This is a genomic window from Pseudomonas sp. MCal1, from assembly GCF_026341415.1.
Taxonomy (GTDB): domain Bacteria; phylum Pseudomonadota; class Gammaproteobacteria; order Pseudomonadales; family Pseudomonadaceae; genus Aquipseudomonas.
In genome coordinates this window covers 165,718-180,903 of the sequence record NZ_JAKUMP010000004.1, presented here as the reverse complement: position 1 = coordinate 180,903, position 15,186 = coordinate 165,718, and the positions used below count along the sequence as shown (strand labels likewise).

The 15,186-nt window shown below is 62.6% G+C and carries 13 protein-coding genes; 5 read left to right on the top strand and 8 right to left on the bottom strand.

Translation table 11 applies throughout. The features are described 5' to 3' along the window. Positions 1–153: 153 nt before the first annotated feature. A complete protein-coding gene (locus tag MKZ87_RS09100) occupies positions 154–912 on the bottom strand; it encodes a DUF2076 domain-containing protein (RefSeq protein ID WP_085697581.1) in 759 nt (252 codons plus the stop codon). Between the two features lie 178 nt (positions 913–1,090). On the opposite strand from MKZ87_RS09100, the gene MKZ87_RS09095 reads away from it, so the two are divergent. Together MKZ87_RS09095 and MKZ87_RS09090 are read left to right on the top strand one after the other, a co-directional pair. After that, on the top strand, positions 1,091–1,765 hold the full coding sequence (locus tag MKZ87_RS09095) for a YciC family protein (protein ID WP_085697582.1): 675 nt from the start codon (positions 1,091–1,093) through the stop codon (positions 1,763–1,765). Positions 1,766–1,839: 74 nt separating this feature from the next. Further along, complete coding sequence (locus MKZ87_RS09090) at positions 1,840–2,916, top strand: endonuclease/exonuclease/phosphatase family protein (protein ID WP_266200676.1); 1,077 nt, start codon at positions 1,840–1,842, stop codon at positions 2,914–2,916. Between the two features lie 2 nt (positions 2,917–2,918). Here MKZ87_RS09090 and MKZ87_RS09085 read toward each other — a convergent pair whose 3' ends face one another. The 5 genes from MKZ87_RS09085 to MKZ87_RS09065 all read right to left on the bottom strand — a co-directional run bounded on the left by MKZ87_RS09085 (position 2,919) and on the right by MKZ87_RS09065 (position 8,832). Next, on the bottom strand, positions 2,919–3,755 hold the full coding sequence (locus tag MKZ87_RS09085) for an ABC transporter ATP-binding protein (RefSeq protein WP_085697584.1): 837 nt from the start codon (positions 3,753–3,755) through the stop codon (positions 2,919–2,921). Beyond that, positions 3,743–4,546: an ABC transporter permease gene (locus MKZ87_RS09080; protein ID WP_227233617.1), complete on the bottom strand. Its 804-nt coding sequence runs from the start codon at positions 4,544–4,546 to the stop codon at positions 3,743–3,745. The genes MKZ87_RS09085 and MKZ87_RS09080 overlap by 13 nt, the downstream gene beginning before the upstream one ends. A gap of 10 nt (positions 4,547–4,556) precedes the next feature. Continuing rightward, on the bottom strand, positions 4,557–5,534 hold the full coding sequence (locus tag MKZ87_RS09075) for an ABC transporter substrate-binding protein (RefSeq protein ID WP_085703124.1): 978 nt from the start codon (positions 5,532–5,534) through the stop codon (positions 4,557–4,559). Positions 5,535–5,935: 401 nt separating this feature from the next. Continuing rightward, positions 5,936–7,306, bottom strand: coding sequence for an aspartate aminotransferase family protein (locus tag MKZ87_RS09070; RefSeq protein ID WP_266200674.1), 1,371 nt, complete (start codon positions 7,304–7,306; stop codon positions 5,936–5,938). A 32-nt stretch (positions 7,307–7,338) separates the two neighbouring features. Further along, positions 7,339–8,832 carry an aldehyde dehydrogenase gene (locus tag MKZ87_RS09065; protein ID WP_266200673.1) on the bottom strand — a complete coding sequence of 498 codons (1,494 nt, stop codon included), beginning with the start codon at positions 8,830–8,832 and terminating at the stop codon, positions 7,339–7,341. 240 nt (positions 8,833–9,072) lie between these two features. Here MKZ87_RS09065 and MKZ87_RS09060 point away from each other — a divergent pair, with 240 nt between their 5' ends. Next, positions 9,073–9,987 (top strand): LysR family transcriptional regulator, encoded by a 915-nt coding sequence (locus tag MKZ87_RS09060; RefSeq protein ID WP_085697589.1) that lies wholly within the window; start codon positions 9,073–9,075, stop codon positions 9,985–9,987. 3 nt (positions 9,988–9,990) lie between these two features. On the opposite strand, the gene hrpB is transcribed toward MKZ87_RS09060, so the two are convergent. After that, positions 9,991–12,510, bottom strand: coding sequence for an ATP-dependent helicase HrpB (hrpB, locus tag MKZ87_RS09055; protein ID WP_266200672.1), 2,520 nt, complete (start codon positions 12,508–12,510; stop codon positions 9,991–9,993). Positions 12,511–12,618: 108 nt separating this feature from the next. Here hrpB and MKZ87_RS09050 point away from each other — a divergent pair, with 108 nt between their 5' ends. Both MKZ87_RS09050 and MKZ87_RS09045 read left to right on the top strand, forming a co-directional pair. Further along, positions 12,619–13,038 (top strand): polyribonucleotide nucleotidyltransferase, encoded by a 420-nt coding sequence (locus MKZ87_RS09050; protein ID WP_227233622.1) that lies wholly within the window; start codon positions 12,619–12,621, stop codon positions 13,036–13,038. 15 nt (positions 13,039–13,053) lie between these two features. Further along, positions 13,054–13,950 (top strand): cation diffusion facilitator family transporter, encoded by an 897-nt coding sequence (locus tag MKZ87_RS09045; RefSeq protein ID WP_266200671.1) that lies wholly within the window; start codon positions 13,054–13,056, stop codon positions 13,948–13,950. Here the strand turns inward: MKZ87_RS09045 and MKZ87_RS09040 are convergent. Beyond that, positions 13,944–14,990, bottom strand: coding sequence for a DUF6515 family protein (locus MKZ87_RS09040; protein ID WP_266200670.1), 1,047 nt, complete (start codon positions 14,988–14,990; stop codon positions 13,944–13,946). The two genes, MKZ87_RS09045 and MKZ87_RS09040, sit on opposite strands and share 7 nt — an antisense overlap. Between the last annotated feature and the right edge of the window lie 196 nt (positions 14,991–15,186).

Below are 15,186 nucleotides of genomic sequence, written 5' to 3'. Positions count from 1 at the left end.
CAGGCGCCCCGGACGAATGGTGAGAAGACTTGTCCCTGTGGGAGCGAGCTTGCTCGCGATAGCCACGCTTCAGTCGCCGAAAACATCGGCTGAACGGACGCCATCGCGAGCAAGCTCGCTCCCACAGGTCAATGTCACGCCCTGGAAGACGGATCAGACGAAGGAATCGTCGTCATCGAAGAACGATGAGTTGTCATCGCTGTAGTCGGTGTCGGCAAAGCCGCCCTGGTCATTACCCCAGGAGTCGTTGTTGGCCATGCGCTGGTCATCGCCCCAGCCATTGCTGCTCTGGTCATTGACCTGAGCCGGCTCTTCCTTGATGACTTCGACGATTTCCTGCGGCTGCTGGTTGTGATGGAACAGGCTGCTGATACCTTGTGCCAGCATCACGCCACCCGCCACGCCGGCAGCGGTTTTCAGGGCGCCGCCGAGAAAGCTGCTGCCGGCCGCCGGGGCTGCTTGCTGCTGGCCATAACCCGGTGGTGGCGCGCCGAAGTTCTGTTGCGGCGCGGGCGCACCGAAGTTCTGCTGCGGTGCCGGCTCACGCCAGCCGCCGGAGGACGTCGGGGCGCTCTGGGTCGGCGCCGGGCGCGAGCTGCTGCCACCGAAGATGCTCGACAGGAAGCCACCGCCGCTGGAGGCCGGCGGCGCGCTCTGCGCCTTGGCCGATTGCAGTTCGGCCTGCAATTGCTTGACCTGTTGAGTCAGTTGCTTGTTTTGTTCGTCGAGGCTCTTGAGGGCAGCCTCCTGCACCAGAATCGCCTGGGTCATGAAATAACCTGCGGCCGGCTGGCGCGTCAGGTGTTCCTTGATCCGCGCCTCAGCCTGGGCGTCGCGCGGGGCTGCCTCCGTTTCGGCCTGCTGCAGCCGGGAAAACAGTCCATCGATCAGGGTTTGTTCTTCGCTGTTCATGGCGACCTCGTAGATTGCCGGGGATAACGTTGCCCTCGTCCACGTCGGAGGAGGCGCCCCTCTGTAATGGAGGCAGCAACAGAATGTTTCAATAACCTTTACCGAACGTTTACGTTTGCGCAGCGAAACGGATCATCGGTTAAAGTGAGCCACTGTTTTTGACCTGCGATACCGACTGATGAATGCCTTCGATGTGCTGCGCGACTCCCTGTATTTCTTCAAACGCAATCTGGGCCGGATCGTCCAGTTGTGTCTGCCGCTGGTGATTTTCGAAGCCGCGCTGCAACAGGTGGTCGACCATGCCAGCGACCCGGACGGTTACTCGGCCATCAGCGTGATCGTCGGCCTGCTGGTGTATCCGTTGTACACCGCCGCGCTGATCCTGTTTCTCGATGCCCGCACCCGCGGCGAATCCCCGCAAACCCGCGATTTGCTGGCGATGGCCGCTCGCCTGTGGCCGCGCTTTGCCGTTCTTACCGCGCTGAACACGTTGCTGATCCTGCTCGGACTGTCGCTGTATTTCCTGCCGGGGCTGTGGCTGATGGTCACTCTGGCTTTCGGTGAATACCTGCTGGTGCTGCGCGGCTATGGTCCGTTGCAGGCGATGAAGGAAAGCCTGCGTCTGAGCCGTGGGCATTTTCTGCGGATTCTGGTGTGCATCCTGTGTGTGATGGGGCCGTTGTGGCTGCTCAAGGGCCTGACCCTGCAGGTCTATCCCGATCCGCAGAATCCGTTGATCGCGGTGCTGATCGACAGTGGCCACAGCTTCCTGCAACTGTTCACCAGCGTGGTGCTGTTCCGCCTGTTCATGCTGATCAGCGAATTGCCCGACAAACGTGACGGAATGGTCTGACCGCTCGGCGCTTGGGTGACGCGGCAGGTCTCGGGTATGCTCGGGACCACTTCCGTATCGCTACAAGCCGAGCCATGACCCGTCTACTGCGCTACATCCTGTTGCCCCTATTGCTCGCCTTCGCCCTGATCGGCACGCTGATTTACAGCCTGACCTGGCGCCCGGACGCCCGGGAAACCCTGCCGGTCAGCTGCACCGGGCAACCGCCGACGCTGGTGCCCGGCCAGGCTTTGAAGGTCATGACCTGGAACGTGCAATACCTGGCCGGCAAGCGCTACGTGTTCTGGAATGATCTGGCGCAAGGCGACGACGAAGCCCCGACCCCGGAAGACATGGCGTTCAGCCTCGATGAAGTGGCGCGGGTTATCCGCGACGAACAGCCCGACGTGGTGCTGTTGCAGGAACTCGATGACGGCGCCAAGGCCAGCGACTATCAGAACCAGCTCAAGCTGCTGCAGGAGCGCCTGACCGACCTCTACCCGTGCAGCGCTCACGCCTTTGACTGGAAGGCCGATTTCGTCCCGGATCCGCACATTTTCGGCAGCGTCGGCCGGCAACTCGCCACCCTCAGCCGCTACCGCATCGAACACGCCGAACGCCTGCAATTGCCGGTGCAGCCGGCGAACATCATCAGCCGTCAGTTCCAGCCGAAAGACGCCTTGCTCGCCACCACTCTGCCGCTCAGCGATGGCGGGCAACTGGTGGTGTTCAACACCCATCTGGATCGCGCCACGCAGCCGGACGACACCTTGCAGGCACAGGTGACAGCGGTGGCCAAGGTCCTCGACAAACACGAAAGCCAAGGCACGCCGTGGCTGATCGGTGGCGACTTCAACCTGTTGCCGCTCGGCCAGTACCGGCGTCTGCCGGTCGAACAGCGCACGCCCTACTCCGTGGACAGTGCGCTGCACCTGTTGTGGGACAGATACCCGATGATCCCGACCAACAATGAAGCCGGCGGCATCGACCGCGCCAAATGGTTGACCCACTACCCCAACGATCCCGGCTTGAATGGTCCGGATCGCACGGTCGATTACCTGTTCTACAGCCCGAAGATCAAACGGGTCGAAGCCACGGTGCGGCAAGACGATACCTTGCGCATTTCCGATCATTTGCCGGTGATTGCGAAGTTCCTCCTGCCACCCAACTGACCTCAATGAGCCTCTTCGAGATCGTCGTGCAACAACCCGAAGATCTGCCGTTTCATGTCGATGAACGAGCGCTCCATCACCATGTCCAGCGTGCGCGGACGTTCGATCGGCACATCGAGAATCTGCTTGATCCGCCCAGGCCTGGCGCCCATCACATACACCCGGTCGCCCAGCAGGATCGCTTCGTCGATGTCGTGGGTGACGAACAGCACGGTCTTCTTGCTGTTGCCCCACACCCGCAATAACAGTTGCTGCATTTGCAGACGGGTCTGGCTGTCGAGGGCACCGAAGGGTTCGTCCATCAGCAGGATCTGCGGGTCGTTGGCCAGGGCCCGGGCAATCGCCACCCGCTGCATCATGCCGCCGGACAACTGCTTGGCGTAGTTGTCGGCAAATCCCGACAGGCCGACTTCGTGCACATAGTGATCGACGATCTCCTTGCGTTTCGCTGCCGGCATGCCCCGGCGCTTGAGGCCGAACTCGACGTTCTGCCGCACGGTCAGCCACGGGAACAGCGTGTAGCTCTGGAACACCATCCCGCGATCCGCGCCGGGGCCCTGCACTTGCTGGCCGCCGACATAAATCTCGCCAGAGGTTGGCTCGGCCAGGCCGGCGGTGAGGTACAGCAGGCTCGACTTGCCGCAGCCCGATGGCCCGACCAGCACCGCGAACTGCTGATCCGGCACTTCGAACGACACTTCTTCAAGCGCGGTGAAGGTTCCGCCGCCGGGCTTGGTGTAGCGCAGGCTGACCTTGTCCACCTGCAACCTTGGCGCAGCGTGTGCCGGTACAGCGACCGGCTCGATGAAACGACGGTTGGCAGCGGTTACTGAGCCCATGCGGCAATCCTCAAACGCAAGAAGCGAAACAGTTGATCGGTGACCAGGCCGAGCAGGCCGATGATCGCGATGGCGAGAAAAATCACATCCACCTGAAAGCCGCGCATGGCCTTGAGACTCAAGTAGCCGAGGCCGCTGGACGCGGCGACCAGTTCGGCGACCACCAGATAGGTCCAGGCCCAGCCCATGGTCACCCGCAAGGTGTCGAGCACGCCGGGTAACGACGCCGGGGCGATCACATGCAGCACCGCGTCACGCCGGTTGGAGCCGAGGGTGTAGGAGGCGTTGATCAAGTCCTTGGAGATGCCTTTGGACACGTCGGCGATCATCACCAGTTGCTGGAAGAACACGCCGAAGATGATCACCGACACCCGTTGCTCCAGACCGATGCCGATCCACAGGATGAACAGCGGCACGAACGAGGTCACCGGCAGGTAGCGGATGAAGTTGACCAGCGGTTCGAGGAACGCCTGGACGATGCGGAAGCTGCCCATCAGCAAGCCCAGCGGCACAGCCACCAGCGACGACACGATGAAACCGACCATCACCACTTCGACACTGGCCCAGACATGCTGGCCAAGAGTGCCGTCGCGGCTGAGGCGCACGGCGGCCTCAACCACCCCGCCGGGCGTGGGCAGGAACATCCCCGGCACGATGCCGCCGTAGGACAACCCGGCCCACAGGCCGACCAGCAACACCCAGGCCAGACCGCTGGCGCTCCACACCACCGGCACCGGCAATCCGGTCTTCGGCGTGATGCAGCGGCTCAGCCATGAATTGCGCTTGAACATGACCAGTCTCCTAGAGCGGGCTGACGAAACGGTTATCCACCAGATCGTCGTTGCTGACGTTGTAGGGCTTGCCCTGCAATTCGCTGGCGGTTTCGTTGGCCAGTTTGATCAGCGGTGCGCTGTCACCCGGCGCGCCCGGTTTGCCCAGCAACTTCTCGCTCATGGCCTGATCGTAGAAGCGCACGCCTTGCGCGGCGGCGGCCAGTTCCTTCGGATCGGACAGGTAACCACCGACGCCCTTGGCCATGATTTCGTAGGCTTTCTGTGGATGATCCTTGGTGTACTGCACGGCTTTGTAGAGACCGGCGACCAGCGCCTTGACGTCCTCAGGCTGCTTCTCGATCACCGTGCAGTTGAGCGCCACCACATCGACGATCACGCCCGGCGTACTGCTGCTGTCGATCAGCACTTTGCCCTGCTGCTTGTCGCGCACCATCGACAGATGCGGCTCCCAGGTCACGGCGGCCGGCACGCGACCGGCGATGAATGCGGTGGCGGCATCGTCGGCGGTCATGTTCTGCACGGTGATGTCGCTCATGCTCATGCCGTTCTTTTTCAGCAGGTACGAGAGCCAGAACTGCGAGGTCGACCCTTCGTTGACGGCCACGGCCTGGCCCTTGAGCTCTTGCAGGCTCTTCACGTTTTTACCGACCAGCACGCCATCGCCGCCATGACTGTCATCCAGCGCCGCCACGGCCTTGAAGCAGAACTGCGGACGGTACTTGAGCACTTCATCAATGGTCGAAGCCGAGCCGGACAATTGCCCGGACGCCTGGGCGGCCATGTACATCGACGCCTCTTCGACCACCGGCAATTCGACGGTCAGGCCGTTTTCCTTGAAGTAGCCCAGATCCTGAGCCAGGTACAGAGTGCCGTAACCGACCCACGTGGTATGGCCGATCGACAAGGTGCCGGCCTGAGCGGCGGTGACACAAAGGGCGGAAATCGCCAGAGGACATGCAAGACGGGTAAACAAGGACTTGTTCATGGAGCACTCCCAACGCTGTTGATTTAGTTGTCATGGGCAGTACGGCCAGCCGTGGTGTCGCGATTGCACGCTGCGGTCTCTGTCGGACTCTGGCGGGCAATGCCCTGGCTGGCGAAATCGATGTTGACCCAGGCTTGGCGTCAGGAAAACGAGGAAATAGTTAGACGCGAACGATGAAAAAACTGGGTAGTGCGCACCGCGAAAGGGCGCGGCGGGCGGGGGTGCCCGAGGTGGGTGCAGATTGGGAAAAAGTCTGGCGGAGATCGTTCCCACGCTCTGCGTGGGAATGCAGCCCAGGACGCTCTGCGTCCCATTCGAGAGCTGGAACGCGGAGCGTCCCTTGAGGCATTCCCACGCAGAGCGTGGGAACGATCAGGACACGGAACGAGCGATCCGGGGGGTTAGAGGCGACCGTATTCCTGCGCCGTACGATCCAGCGCTTTCAAGGTCTTGCCCACCAGCTCGTCAATCTCTTCACGGCTGGCAATCAACGCCGGCGCCATGATCATCCGCCCCAGGGTCGAGCGAATGATCACTCCCTCTTCAAACCCGATCGTGCGGCAGCGCCAGGCGATGTCGTTTTCATTGGCAAAGCGTTTGCGCGTGGCCTTGTCTTGCGCCAGTTGCAGCGCCGCGACCATGCCAGTGCCCTGAATGTCACCTACCAGCGGATGATTGCCGAACACCTCGCGCAGGCACTGCTGCAGGTACGGGCCGATGTCATCCTTGACCCGCGTCACCACGCCTTCATCGCGCAAGGCCTTGAGGTTGGCAATCGCCACCGCTGCCGCCACCGGGTGCCCGGAATAGGTCAGGCCGTGGGCGAACACGCCGCCCTGCTCCACCAGCACGTCGGCCATTTTCTTCGACAGGATCAGGCCACCCATCGGGATGTAACCGGAGGTCAAACCCTTGGCGATGGACAGGGTGTCCGGCTCGAAACCGAAGTATTCGTGAGCGAACCATTCGCCGGTACGACCGAAGCCGCCGATCACTTCATCGGCGCACAACAGCACGTCGTACTTGCGGCAGATGCGCTGGATTTCCGGCCAGTAGCTTTCCGGCGGGAAGATCATCCCGCCCGCGCCCTGGAACGGTTCGGCGATGAAGCCGGCGACCTTGTCGGCGCCCAGTTCGAGGATCTTCGCTTCCAGCTGCTGCGCCGCCCGCAGGCCGAATTCCGCCGGGGTCAGGTTGCCTTCGTGGGCGAAGAAGTACGGCTCGTCGATGTGCGCGATGTCGGGAATCATCCCGCCCATTTCGTGCATGAACTTCATGCCGCCGAGGGCCGTCGCCGCGAGGGTCGAACCGTGGTAGCCGTTCCAGCGGCCGATCATGATTTTCTTCTCGGGCTTGCCCAGCACCTGCCAGTAACGGCGCACGGTACGGATCAGCACCTCGTTGGCCTCGGAGCCGGAGTTGGTGTAGATCGCGTGGCTGTAGTGCCCTGGCAGCAGGCTGAACAACAGCTCGGAGAGCTCGATCACCTGCGGGTGGGTGGTGTGGAAAAACATGTTGTAGTACGGCAACTGCTCCAGCTGCCGGCTCGCCGCCGCGTTCAGGTCTTTTCGCCCGTAACCGAGGTTGGTGCACCACAGCCCGGACATGCCGTCGAGGTAGCGCCGACCGTCGTTGTCCCACAGGTGCAGGCGATCACCGCGCACCATCACCCGTGGGCCTTCGTCGTTGAGGGCCTTCTGGTCGACGAACGCATGAATGTGGTGCGCTGCATCGGCGGCCTGGTAGTCGCGGGTTTCACGTGAGGTGGTCATCGCCGGATCTCCTTTTTTGTTGTGAGCGGCTGTCATGAGCGCAGTTGAAACCAGGTGGTTTTCAACTGGGTGTATTTGTCGAACGAGTGCAGCGACAGATCGCGGCCGAAACCGGATTGTTTGCCGCCGCCGAACGGCACGGTCACGTCCAGCGCATCGACGCTGTTGACCGACACCGTACCGGCTCGCAATTGCCGCGCCACTCGATGGGCGCGGTGCAGATCGTCAGTCCACAGCGACGCCGCCAGACCGTAGACGCTGTCGTTGGCCAGTTGCAAGGCGTGGGCCTCGTCATCGAACGCAGTCACCGCCAACACCGGGCCGAACACTTCTTCGCGAAACAGGCTCGTGTGCGGCTGCACGTCGGTGAAAATCGTCGGCTGAACGAAGTTGTCCGAGCCGTTGAAACTCAGCTGCCGCCCGCCGCAGACGCGGGTCGCGCCTTCACGCTCGGCCTGATGAATGAAGCGCAGAATGCTTTCGGTCTGACGGGTATCGACGATCGCCCCGGCCGCACTCGCCGGGTCCAGCGGATCGCCCGGCTGCCAGCGCTCGGCCTGAGCTTTCAGTCGCTCGACGAACTCATCGTGAATCGAGCGCTCCACCAGCAATCGCGAGTTGGCCGAGCAGACTTCGCCCTGATTGAAGAAGATCCCGAACGCGGCTTTCTGCGCCGCCAGATCCAGATCCTTGCAGTCGGCAAACACCAGGTTGGCACTCTTGCCGCCGCACTCCAGCCACACCTGCTTGAGGTTCGACTGCGCGGAGTACTGCATGAAATATTTGCCGACCTGAGTCGAGCCGGTGAACACCAGACAATCCACATTTGGGTGCAGGCCCAACGCTTTGCCGGCCTGTTCGCCGAGACCCGGCAGCACGTTCAATACGCCGGCCGGTAGCCCGGCTTCCAGCGCCAGCTCGGCCAGACGCAAGGCGGAGAACGGCGATTGCTCGGCAGGTTTGAGGATCACCGAGTTGCCCGCCGCCAGCGCCGGTGCAAGTTTCCACGCGGCCATGTCCAGCGGGAAATTCCAAGGCACCACCGCAGCGACCACGCCCAGCGCCTCGCGGGTGATGGTCGCCAGCACGTTCGACGCACTGGGAGCGACCTGATCGTAGAGTTTGTCGAGGCTTTCGGCGTACCAGCGGAACACCCCGGCGGCGCCCGGCACGTCGATGTTGTAAGCGTCCGTCACCGGTTTGCCCATGTTCAGCGAATCGAGCAGGGCCAGCTCTTCGCGATGGGCCAGAATCAGATCCGCCAGCCGCAGCAGCACCTGCTTGCGCTCGGTCGGTGAACGCCCGGCCCACGTGCCAGCTTCGAACACCTGTCGCGCATTCTGCACCGCCGAGTCGACATCCTTTTCACCGCACGCGGCGACGTCTGCCAGAAACTGGCCGGTGGCCGGGTTGATCGCGGCAAAGGTCTGCCCCGACTGCGCCGCACGCAGTTTGCCGTCGATCACGGCCTGGTACGGATAGCTCAAAGCAGCGGCCTTGCGCTGCCAGTCTGCAAGCTCGAACACGGTGGTTGCTCCTTGGACTTTTGTTCTTTTGTAAACAGTGCGGGATCGATAGTCGCTCAGGCCCGCGCGCGCTAAAACCAGTAAAAATGTCTTCGCAGACAATAAAAAAGGTAACCAGCCGACAGCCCCTTCGCGCGCGTATGGGGCTATTGTTCAGGGACAAAAAAAACCGCTGACAGAACGGAGGCCGGCGGCTTACAAATTGCTTGGATGTGAAATCCGTTCGCTTTGAGGTTCACCGTGGCCGCTTACAACCTGCGTCAGTTGAAATACTTCATCACTACCGTCGAATGCGGCAGCGTCGCCGAAGCGTCGCGCAAGCTGTACATCGCGCAACCGGCGATTTCCACGGCAATCAAGGGGCTGGAAGACAGCTTCGGCGTGCAACTGCTGATCCGCCATCACGCTCAGGGCGTGTCTCTGACACCGAGCGGCGCGCGTTTTTTCCGCAAGGCCCAGGAACTGCTGCGCATGGCCAAGGAGTTCGAACAGAACGCCCTCGCCGACAACGATGTGGTGGCCGGGCAGATCGATATCGGCTGTTTTGAAACGGTGGCGCCGCTGTATTTGCCGCAACTGATTGCCGGCTTCTCGGCGCTCTATCCGGGGGTGAAAATCCGCATCCGCGACGGCGAACAACAGGAACTGGTGCAGGGCCTGACCTCGGGCACCTTCGACCTGGCAATCCTGTACAAGCACGACCTCGACGCCACCATCGAAACCGAGCCCTTGATGCCGGCCCAGCGGCCTTACGCGCTGCTCCCGGCAGATCACCGCTTCGCCCAGCTCAAGCAGGTTTCGCTGCGGGACTTGTGCCTGGAACCGATGATCCTGCTCGACGTACAACCGAGCCGCACCTACTTCGTCAGCCTGTTCGAAGAACTAGGCCTGTCGCCACGCATCGAGTTCAGCTCGCCCTCGATCGAAATGGTGCGCGGCATGGTCGGCCAGGGCTTCGGCTTCTCGATCCTGGTCACCCGCCCGCATTCGGAATGCACCTACGACGGCAAGAAAGTCGTGTGCGTCGACATCGTCGAAGACGTCACCGGTTCAGGCCTCGTGGCGGCGTGGCTCAAACGCGGGCAACTGACCAAACCGGCGCAGTTGTTTGCCGATTATTGTCGGGAGCAGCTGACGGCGAAGGCTGGTCGCTGACCCTCACGTACCGCGCGGTTTGGCTCGTGCAGTGGCTTCGGCCACCAATGGGTCATCCGGCCAATAGTGTTTTGGATACCGCCCCTTCAAATCCTTCTTCACCTCGGCATAGGTGCTGCGCCAGAAGTTGGCCAGATCCTGCGTCACCTGAACCGGGCGCCGAGCCGGGGATAGCAGGTGCAGCTTGACCACTTGCCGGCCGCCAGCAATGCGCGGTGTGTCGGCGAGGCCGAACAACTCCTGCAAGCGCACGGCGAGAATCGGTGGTTGCTCGCTGTAGTCGAGGCGAATCGACGAGCCCGACGGCACGCTCAGGTGATGCGGTGCCTGTTCGTCGAGCTGTTGCGGCAGTGGCCATGGCAGCAGATTACGCACGATGCTCGACAGGTCGAGGTTGGCGAAATGGCTGAGGCGCGAGACTTTGCCCAGATAAGGCATCAGCCAGTCTTCGAGGGTTTTCAGCAGCGTCGCGTCGCTGACATCCGGCCATTGGCTGTCGCCCCTGGCGTCCAGATCGAGCTGGCGCAACAGCGCGACTCGCGCCTGCCATTGGCGCAGTTCCGGGGTCCACGGCAGCAGTTCCAGACCTTTGCGGCGCACCAGATTGACCAGCGCCTGGCTGCGGGCGTTTTCGTCGAGACCGGTCAGCGGTTCACGGCTGAGGATCAGTTCGCCGACCTTGCGCTGACGCTCGGCGCGCAACACGCCTTCGCGTTCGTCCCAGTCCAGTTGATCGACGGTGTGCACCTGTTCGGCCAGCACCGAATCGAACAGCACCGGATCGAAATCCGCCGCCAGATAAATCCGTTCTTCACGTTGACCTTGGCGGCTGCCGAGGTCGGCGATGACGATCCACGGCTCCTTCATAAGGCTGTCGGCTTCGGCGAACAACGCCGCGCGGCCGTTGGCCAGACGATATTCGGCACCTCCGGCACGCCGCTGCTGGGCGACGCGATCCGGGTAGGCCAGTGCCAGCAAGGCGCCGAGCCAGCGTGGATGATCGGGATCGCTGACCGGTTTGCTCGGTTGCCCGCGCAGGTAGCCGCGATATTGCCGCGCCAGTTGCCGGGCGCGCTGCACGCCGCCCTGGGCACCGCGCGCCGCACGTTCTTCGCCGGACAGCAGCGCCAGACGACTGTGCAGATCCGCTCCGGCGCCGCGCAAAATGTCGCGCTCACCGAGCAACGCGGCAACGTCGCACGCCATGTCCGCCAGCCCCAGCGCCTGACCGCGCAACAGCAAATGGGCGATGCGCGGATGGGCCGGCAATTCAGCCATGGCCTGACCATGACGGTTGAGACTTTCGCCGTCCAGCGCACCGAGGCGCTGCAACAAATCCTGAGCCTGTGCATACGCGGCGGCTGGCGGTACGTCGAGCCAGATCAGATCACTCGGCGCCACGCCCCAGCGTCCGAGTTGCAAGGCCAGCCCGGCCAGATCCGCCGAGAGGATTTCCGCACTGCCATAAGCCGCCAGTTGTTCGTGCTGATCCTGCGACCACAGGCGATAACACACGCCCGGCTCCAGACGCCCGGCCCGGCCCGCGCGCTGGGTGGCACTGGCTTTGGAGATACGTTGAGTGTCGAGGCGAGTCATGCCGCTGCCCGGATCGAAACGCGGCACCCGCGCCAGCCCGGCGTCGATTACCACGCGCACGCCGTTGATGGTCAGGCTGGTCTCGGCGATGTTGGTGGCCAGCACCACTTTGCGCTGGCCAGCGGGCGCCGGGTCGATGGCGGCGCGTTGCGCATTCAGGTCGAGTTCGCCGTGCAACGGACAGAGCAGGATGTCGCTGCGCTCACCGATGGCGTCCGACAGTTGCTGATGAACACGCCGGATTTCCGCCTGCCCCGGCAGGAACACCAACAGGCTGCCGGTTTCATCGTGCAGGGCTTCGAGCACCGTTTGCGTAACGCGTTGATCGATGTATTCGCCAGGCTGGAACGGCCGGCCCCAGCGCATCGTCACCGGGAACATCCGGCCTTCGCTGCGCAGGATCGGCGCGTCGTCGAGCAAGCCGGCAAGACGTTCGCCCTCAAGGGTGGCGGACATCAGCAGAATCTTCAGCGGCTGTTCAGCTCGAAACAGCTCGCGACCGTTCAGACTGAGGGCCAGCGCCAGATCGGCGTCGAGGCTGCGCTCGTGGAATTCGTCGAAGATCAGCAGACCCACGCCCTCCAGCGCCGGGTCGTCCTGCAAGCGCCGGGTGAGGATGCCTTCGGTGACCACTTCGATGCGCGTGTCGGGGCCGACCTTGCTGTCGAGGCGGATGCGATAACCGACGGTTTCACCGACCTTCTCGCCCAGCTCGCTGGCCAGCCGTTCCGCCGCTGCGCGGGCGGCCAGCCGACGCGGTTCGAGCATCAGAATGGTCTGCCCGTTCAACCACGCTTCATTGAGCAGGGCCAAAGGTACGCGGGTGGTTTTACCTGCGCCGGGCGGTGCTTCGAGCACGGCTTCATGGCGTGTCGCCAACGCTTCACGCAGGGCGGGTAAAACTTCATCGATTGGCAAAAAATTCATGCTGGCTCCCAAACAGAGGGCCGAGTATAACGGCGAACTGCCAGGCGTTCGTCAGGGTCTTAACTTCACACGATGACGCTTCGTTAACAGATGACTCAGGAGATTCCCATGCGCTTACCTTTTCGCCTGATCGGCGGTGTACTGGTTGCCACCCTGCTCACCCAGATCACTGCGTGCGGTTCGATTTTCTATCCCGACCGGCGCGGCCAGATCGACGGCAAGATCGACCCGGCGATTGCCGTGCTCGATGCCGTGGGCTTGCTGTTCTATATCCTTCCCGGCGTAATCGCGTTTGCCGTGGACTTCGCCACCGGCGCGATCTATTTCGAACCGGGCCACACGGCGCAGGTCGATCCGGCCAAACTCAAGCAAGCCATCGGCCCGGACGGCCAGGTCGATAACCTCAAGTTGCAGGCTATTCTCGAAACAGAACTGGGCCGCAACCTGCCGCTGGACGACCCGCGCCTGATCCGGCACAAGGGCAGCACCCAGCAACTGGCGATGTTCGGCCTGCAACCTGCCGCATAAGGAATCGACGCCCCCATGACCACAAGCACCGAACACGCCCGCCTGCTGCGGCTGGCGACCCGCGCCTCGGTGGCGGTGGCCTGTACGCTGATCATCGCCAAAGCCATCGCCTGGTGGCTGAGCGGTTCGGTGAGCATGCTCGCCGGCCTCACCGACTCGGCCCTCGATGGCATCACTTCGTTGCTCAATCTGCTGGCAGTGCATTACGCGCTGCGCCCGGCGGATGACGATCATCGTTATGGCCACGGCAAGGCCGAATCCTTGGCGGGCATGGCGCAAGCGCTGTTCATCGGCGGCAGTGCGGTGCTGATCGCGTTCCAGGCTTATGAGCGCTTGAACAATCCTGAACCGCTCGGCGCGCCGTGGTTAAGCATCGGCGTGATCCTGTTTTCCGTGCTTCTGACGGCGGCGCTGTTGATGTTGCAGCATCGGGTAATCAAGCAGACCGGCTCCAACGCGGTGCGGGCGGACTCGCTGCATTATCGTTCGGACCTGTTACTCAACGGCAGCATTCTGATTGCGCTGGTGATGGCCGGATTGGGGTTCGAGCAACTGGATGCGTGGTTCGGTCTGGGAATCGCGGGGTACATTTTGTGGAGCGCGATCCAGATCGCCCGGGAAAGTTTTTCGGTGCTGATGGATGAAGAGCTGCCGACGGATGTCAGTCAGCACATGCTCGAACTGGCGTGCGGCGTGCCGGGCGTGTTGGGTGCGCACGATTTGCGCACGCGGATTTCCGGCAATCACTGGTTCGTGCAGTTGCACCTGGAATTGCCGGGGGAGCTGACGCTGTCAGTCGCCCATGGCATCAGCGATCAGGCCGCAGATGCCATTCACAAAGCCTACCCAAAGGCCGAAGTGCTGGTGCACGCCGACCCGCAGGAAGTGGTCAAGGCCGCCCGGGCTCAGTAGTTGACCTGATAACCACGACTGCTCAGGCAATTGCCCTGGGCCTGGCGGTAGGCCTGCACCACTTCGGGCGCCGGTTGATAAGTCGCGGTGCGCGGGTTGAAGCCGCTCTGCTGCACCGCGTATTGATAACACTCGTAGCCATCGCGCTGAACCTGCTCCGGTGACTGACCGTTGGCCGGATACGCCTCCACGTCATAACCATTGCCGGTCGGCTGCGGTGGCTGCTGTACCGGCGGCTCGACCACCACGTAATCCTGGGTCGCTTCCTGATAGGCATAGTACGAGCCGGCAGCGAGGAACAGCAGCGAACCGCCGATCCATACCTCACGGGCGTAATCCGGCAGGTACTGAATGCGAATCCCGCGCGGCGGCTGAACCACGATGTAGCGCGGACCTTGCGGGCGATACCAGTAGCCGCCGGAGTAGAAATAGTCCTGGCCGCGATACGGCACGCGGTATTCACGATCCGGGAAACGGTCGATCACATGGCCCGGCCGGTATTGCGGGCCCGGACCCCAGCCATTGCCATGCCCGTCGGGGCGACCCGGCCAGCGATTGTCATTGGGGCGGCCGGTTTGCCAGTTCTGGTGATAGCCGCTCTGCGGGCGCTCGTCGCGGTAGTAGCCCTGACGGGGTTCCTGAGTCTGGCGCACGGTGTCGGGACGCGGCTGGATCGGCAGGTCATTGGCCGGCAGTTGCGGCGGCGGTGGCGGCTGGCGTACTGGGTTGGGATTGTAGGCCGGACGTGGCTGATTCTGATTCTGCCACTGGCCATTGTTCGGTTGGCCGTGGTTCTGCTGGCCGTTGTGCTCGAACTGGCGGCTGTTGTCGCCACGAATAATGTCGTTGTTCTGCCGCTGCGGATTGTTCTGACCGTGCGGCTGATTGCCGCCGCCATGTCCCTGATAATTGCCCTGATGCTCCGGCCCGCGTCCGCCGCCGTCGGGGCCGCGATTCTGCGGCTCATCCGCCAGCGCTTGCGCACCGACACTCACACACAGCAAACCAACACTGGCCAGACGCCAGATGCGCGACTTCATGAAATTCCTCACTGCGGGCCAGAGCCTGTAATAGAAGGTCTTGTAGCTAAGACCGGGGACGAGCACACCGGGTTCTGCTACAGGTTATCAGTCACGTCATTTATTTATTGAGCGAGACGGGCCAAATCGCGGGCAAGAAAAAAGGGAGACCCGTCGGCCTCCCTTTCAGAGAACTTCGTCCTGGCTCGACGCTTTT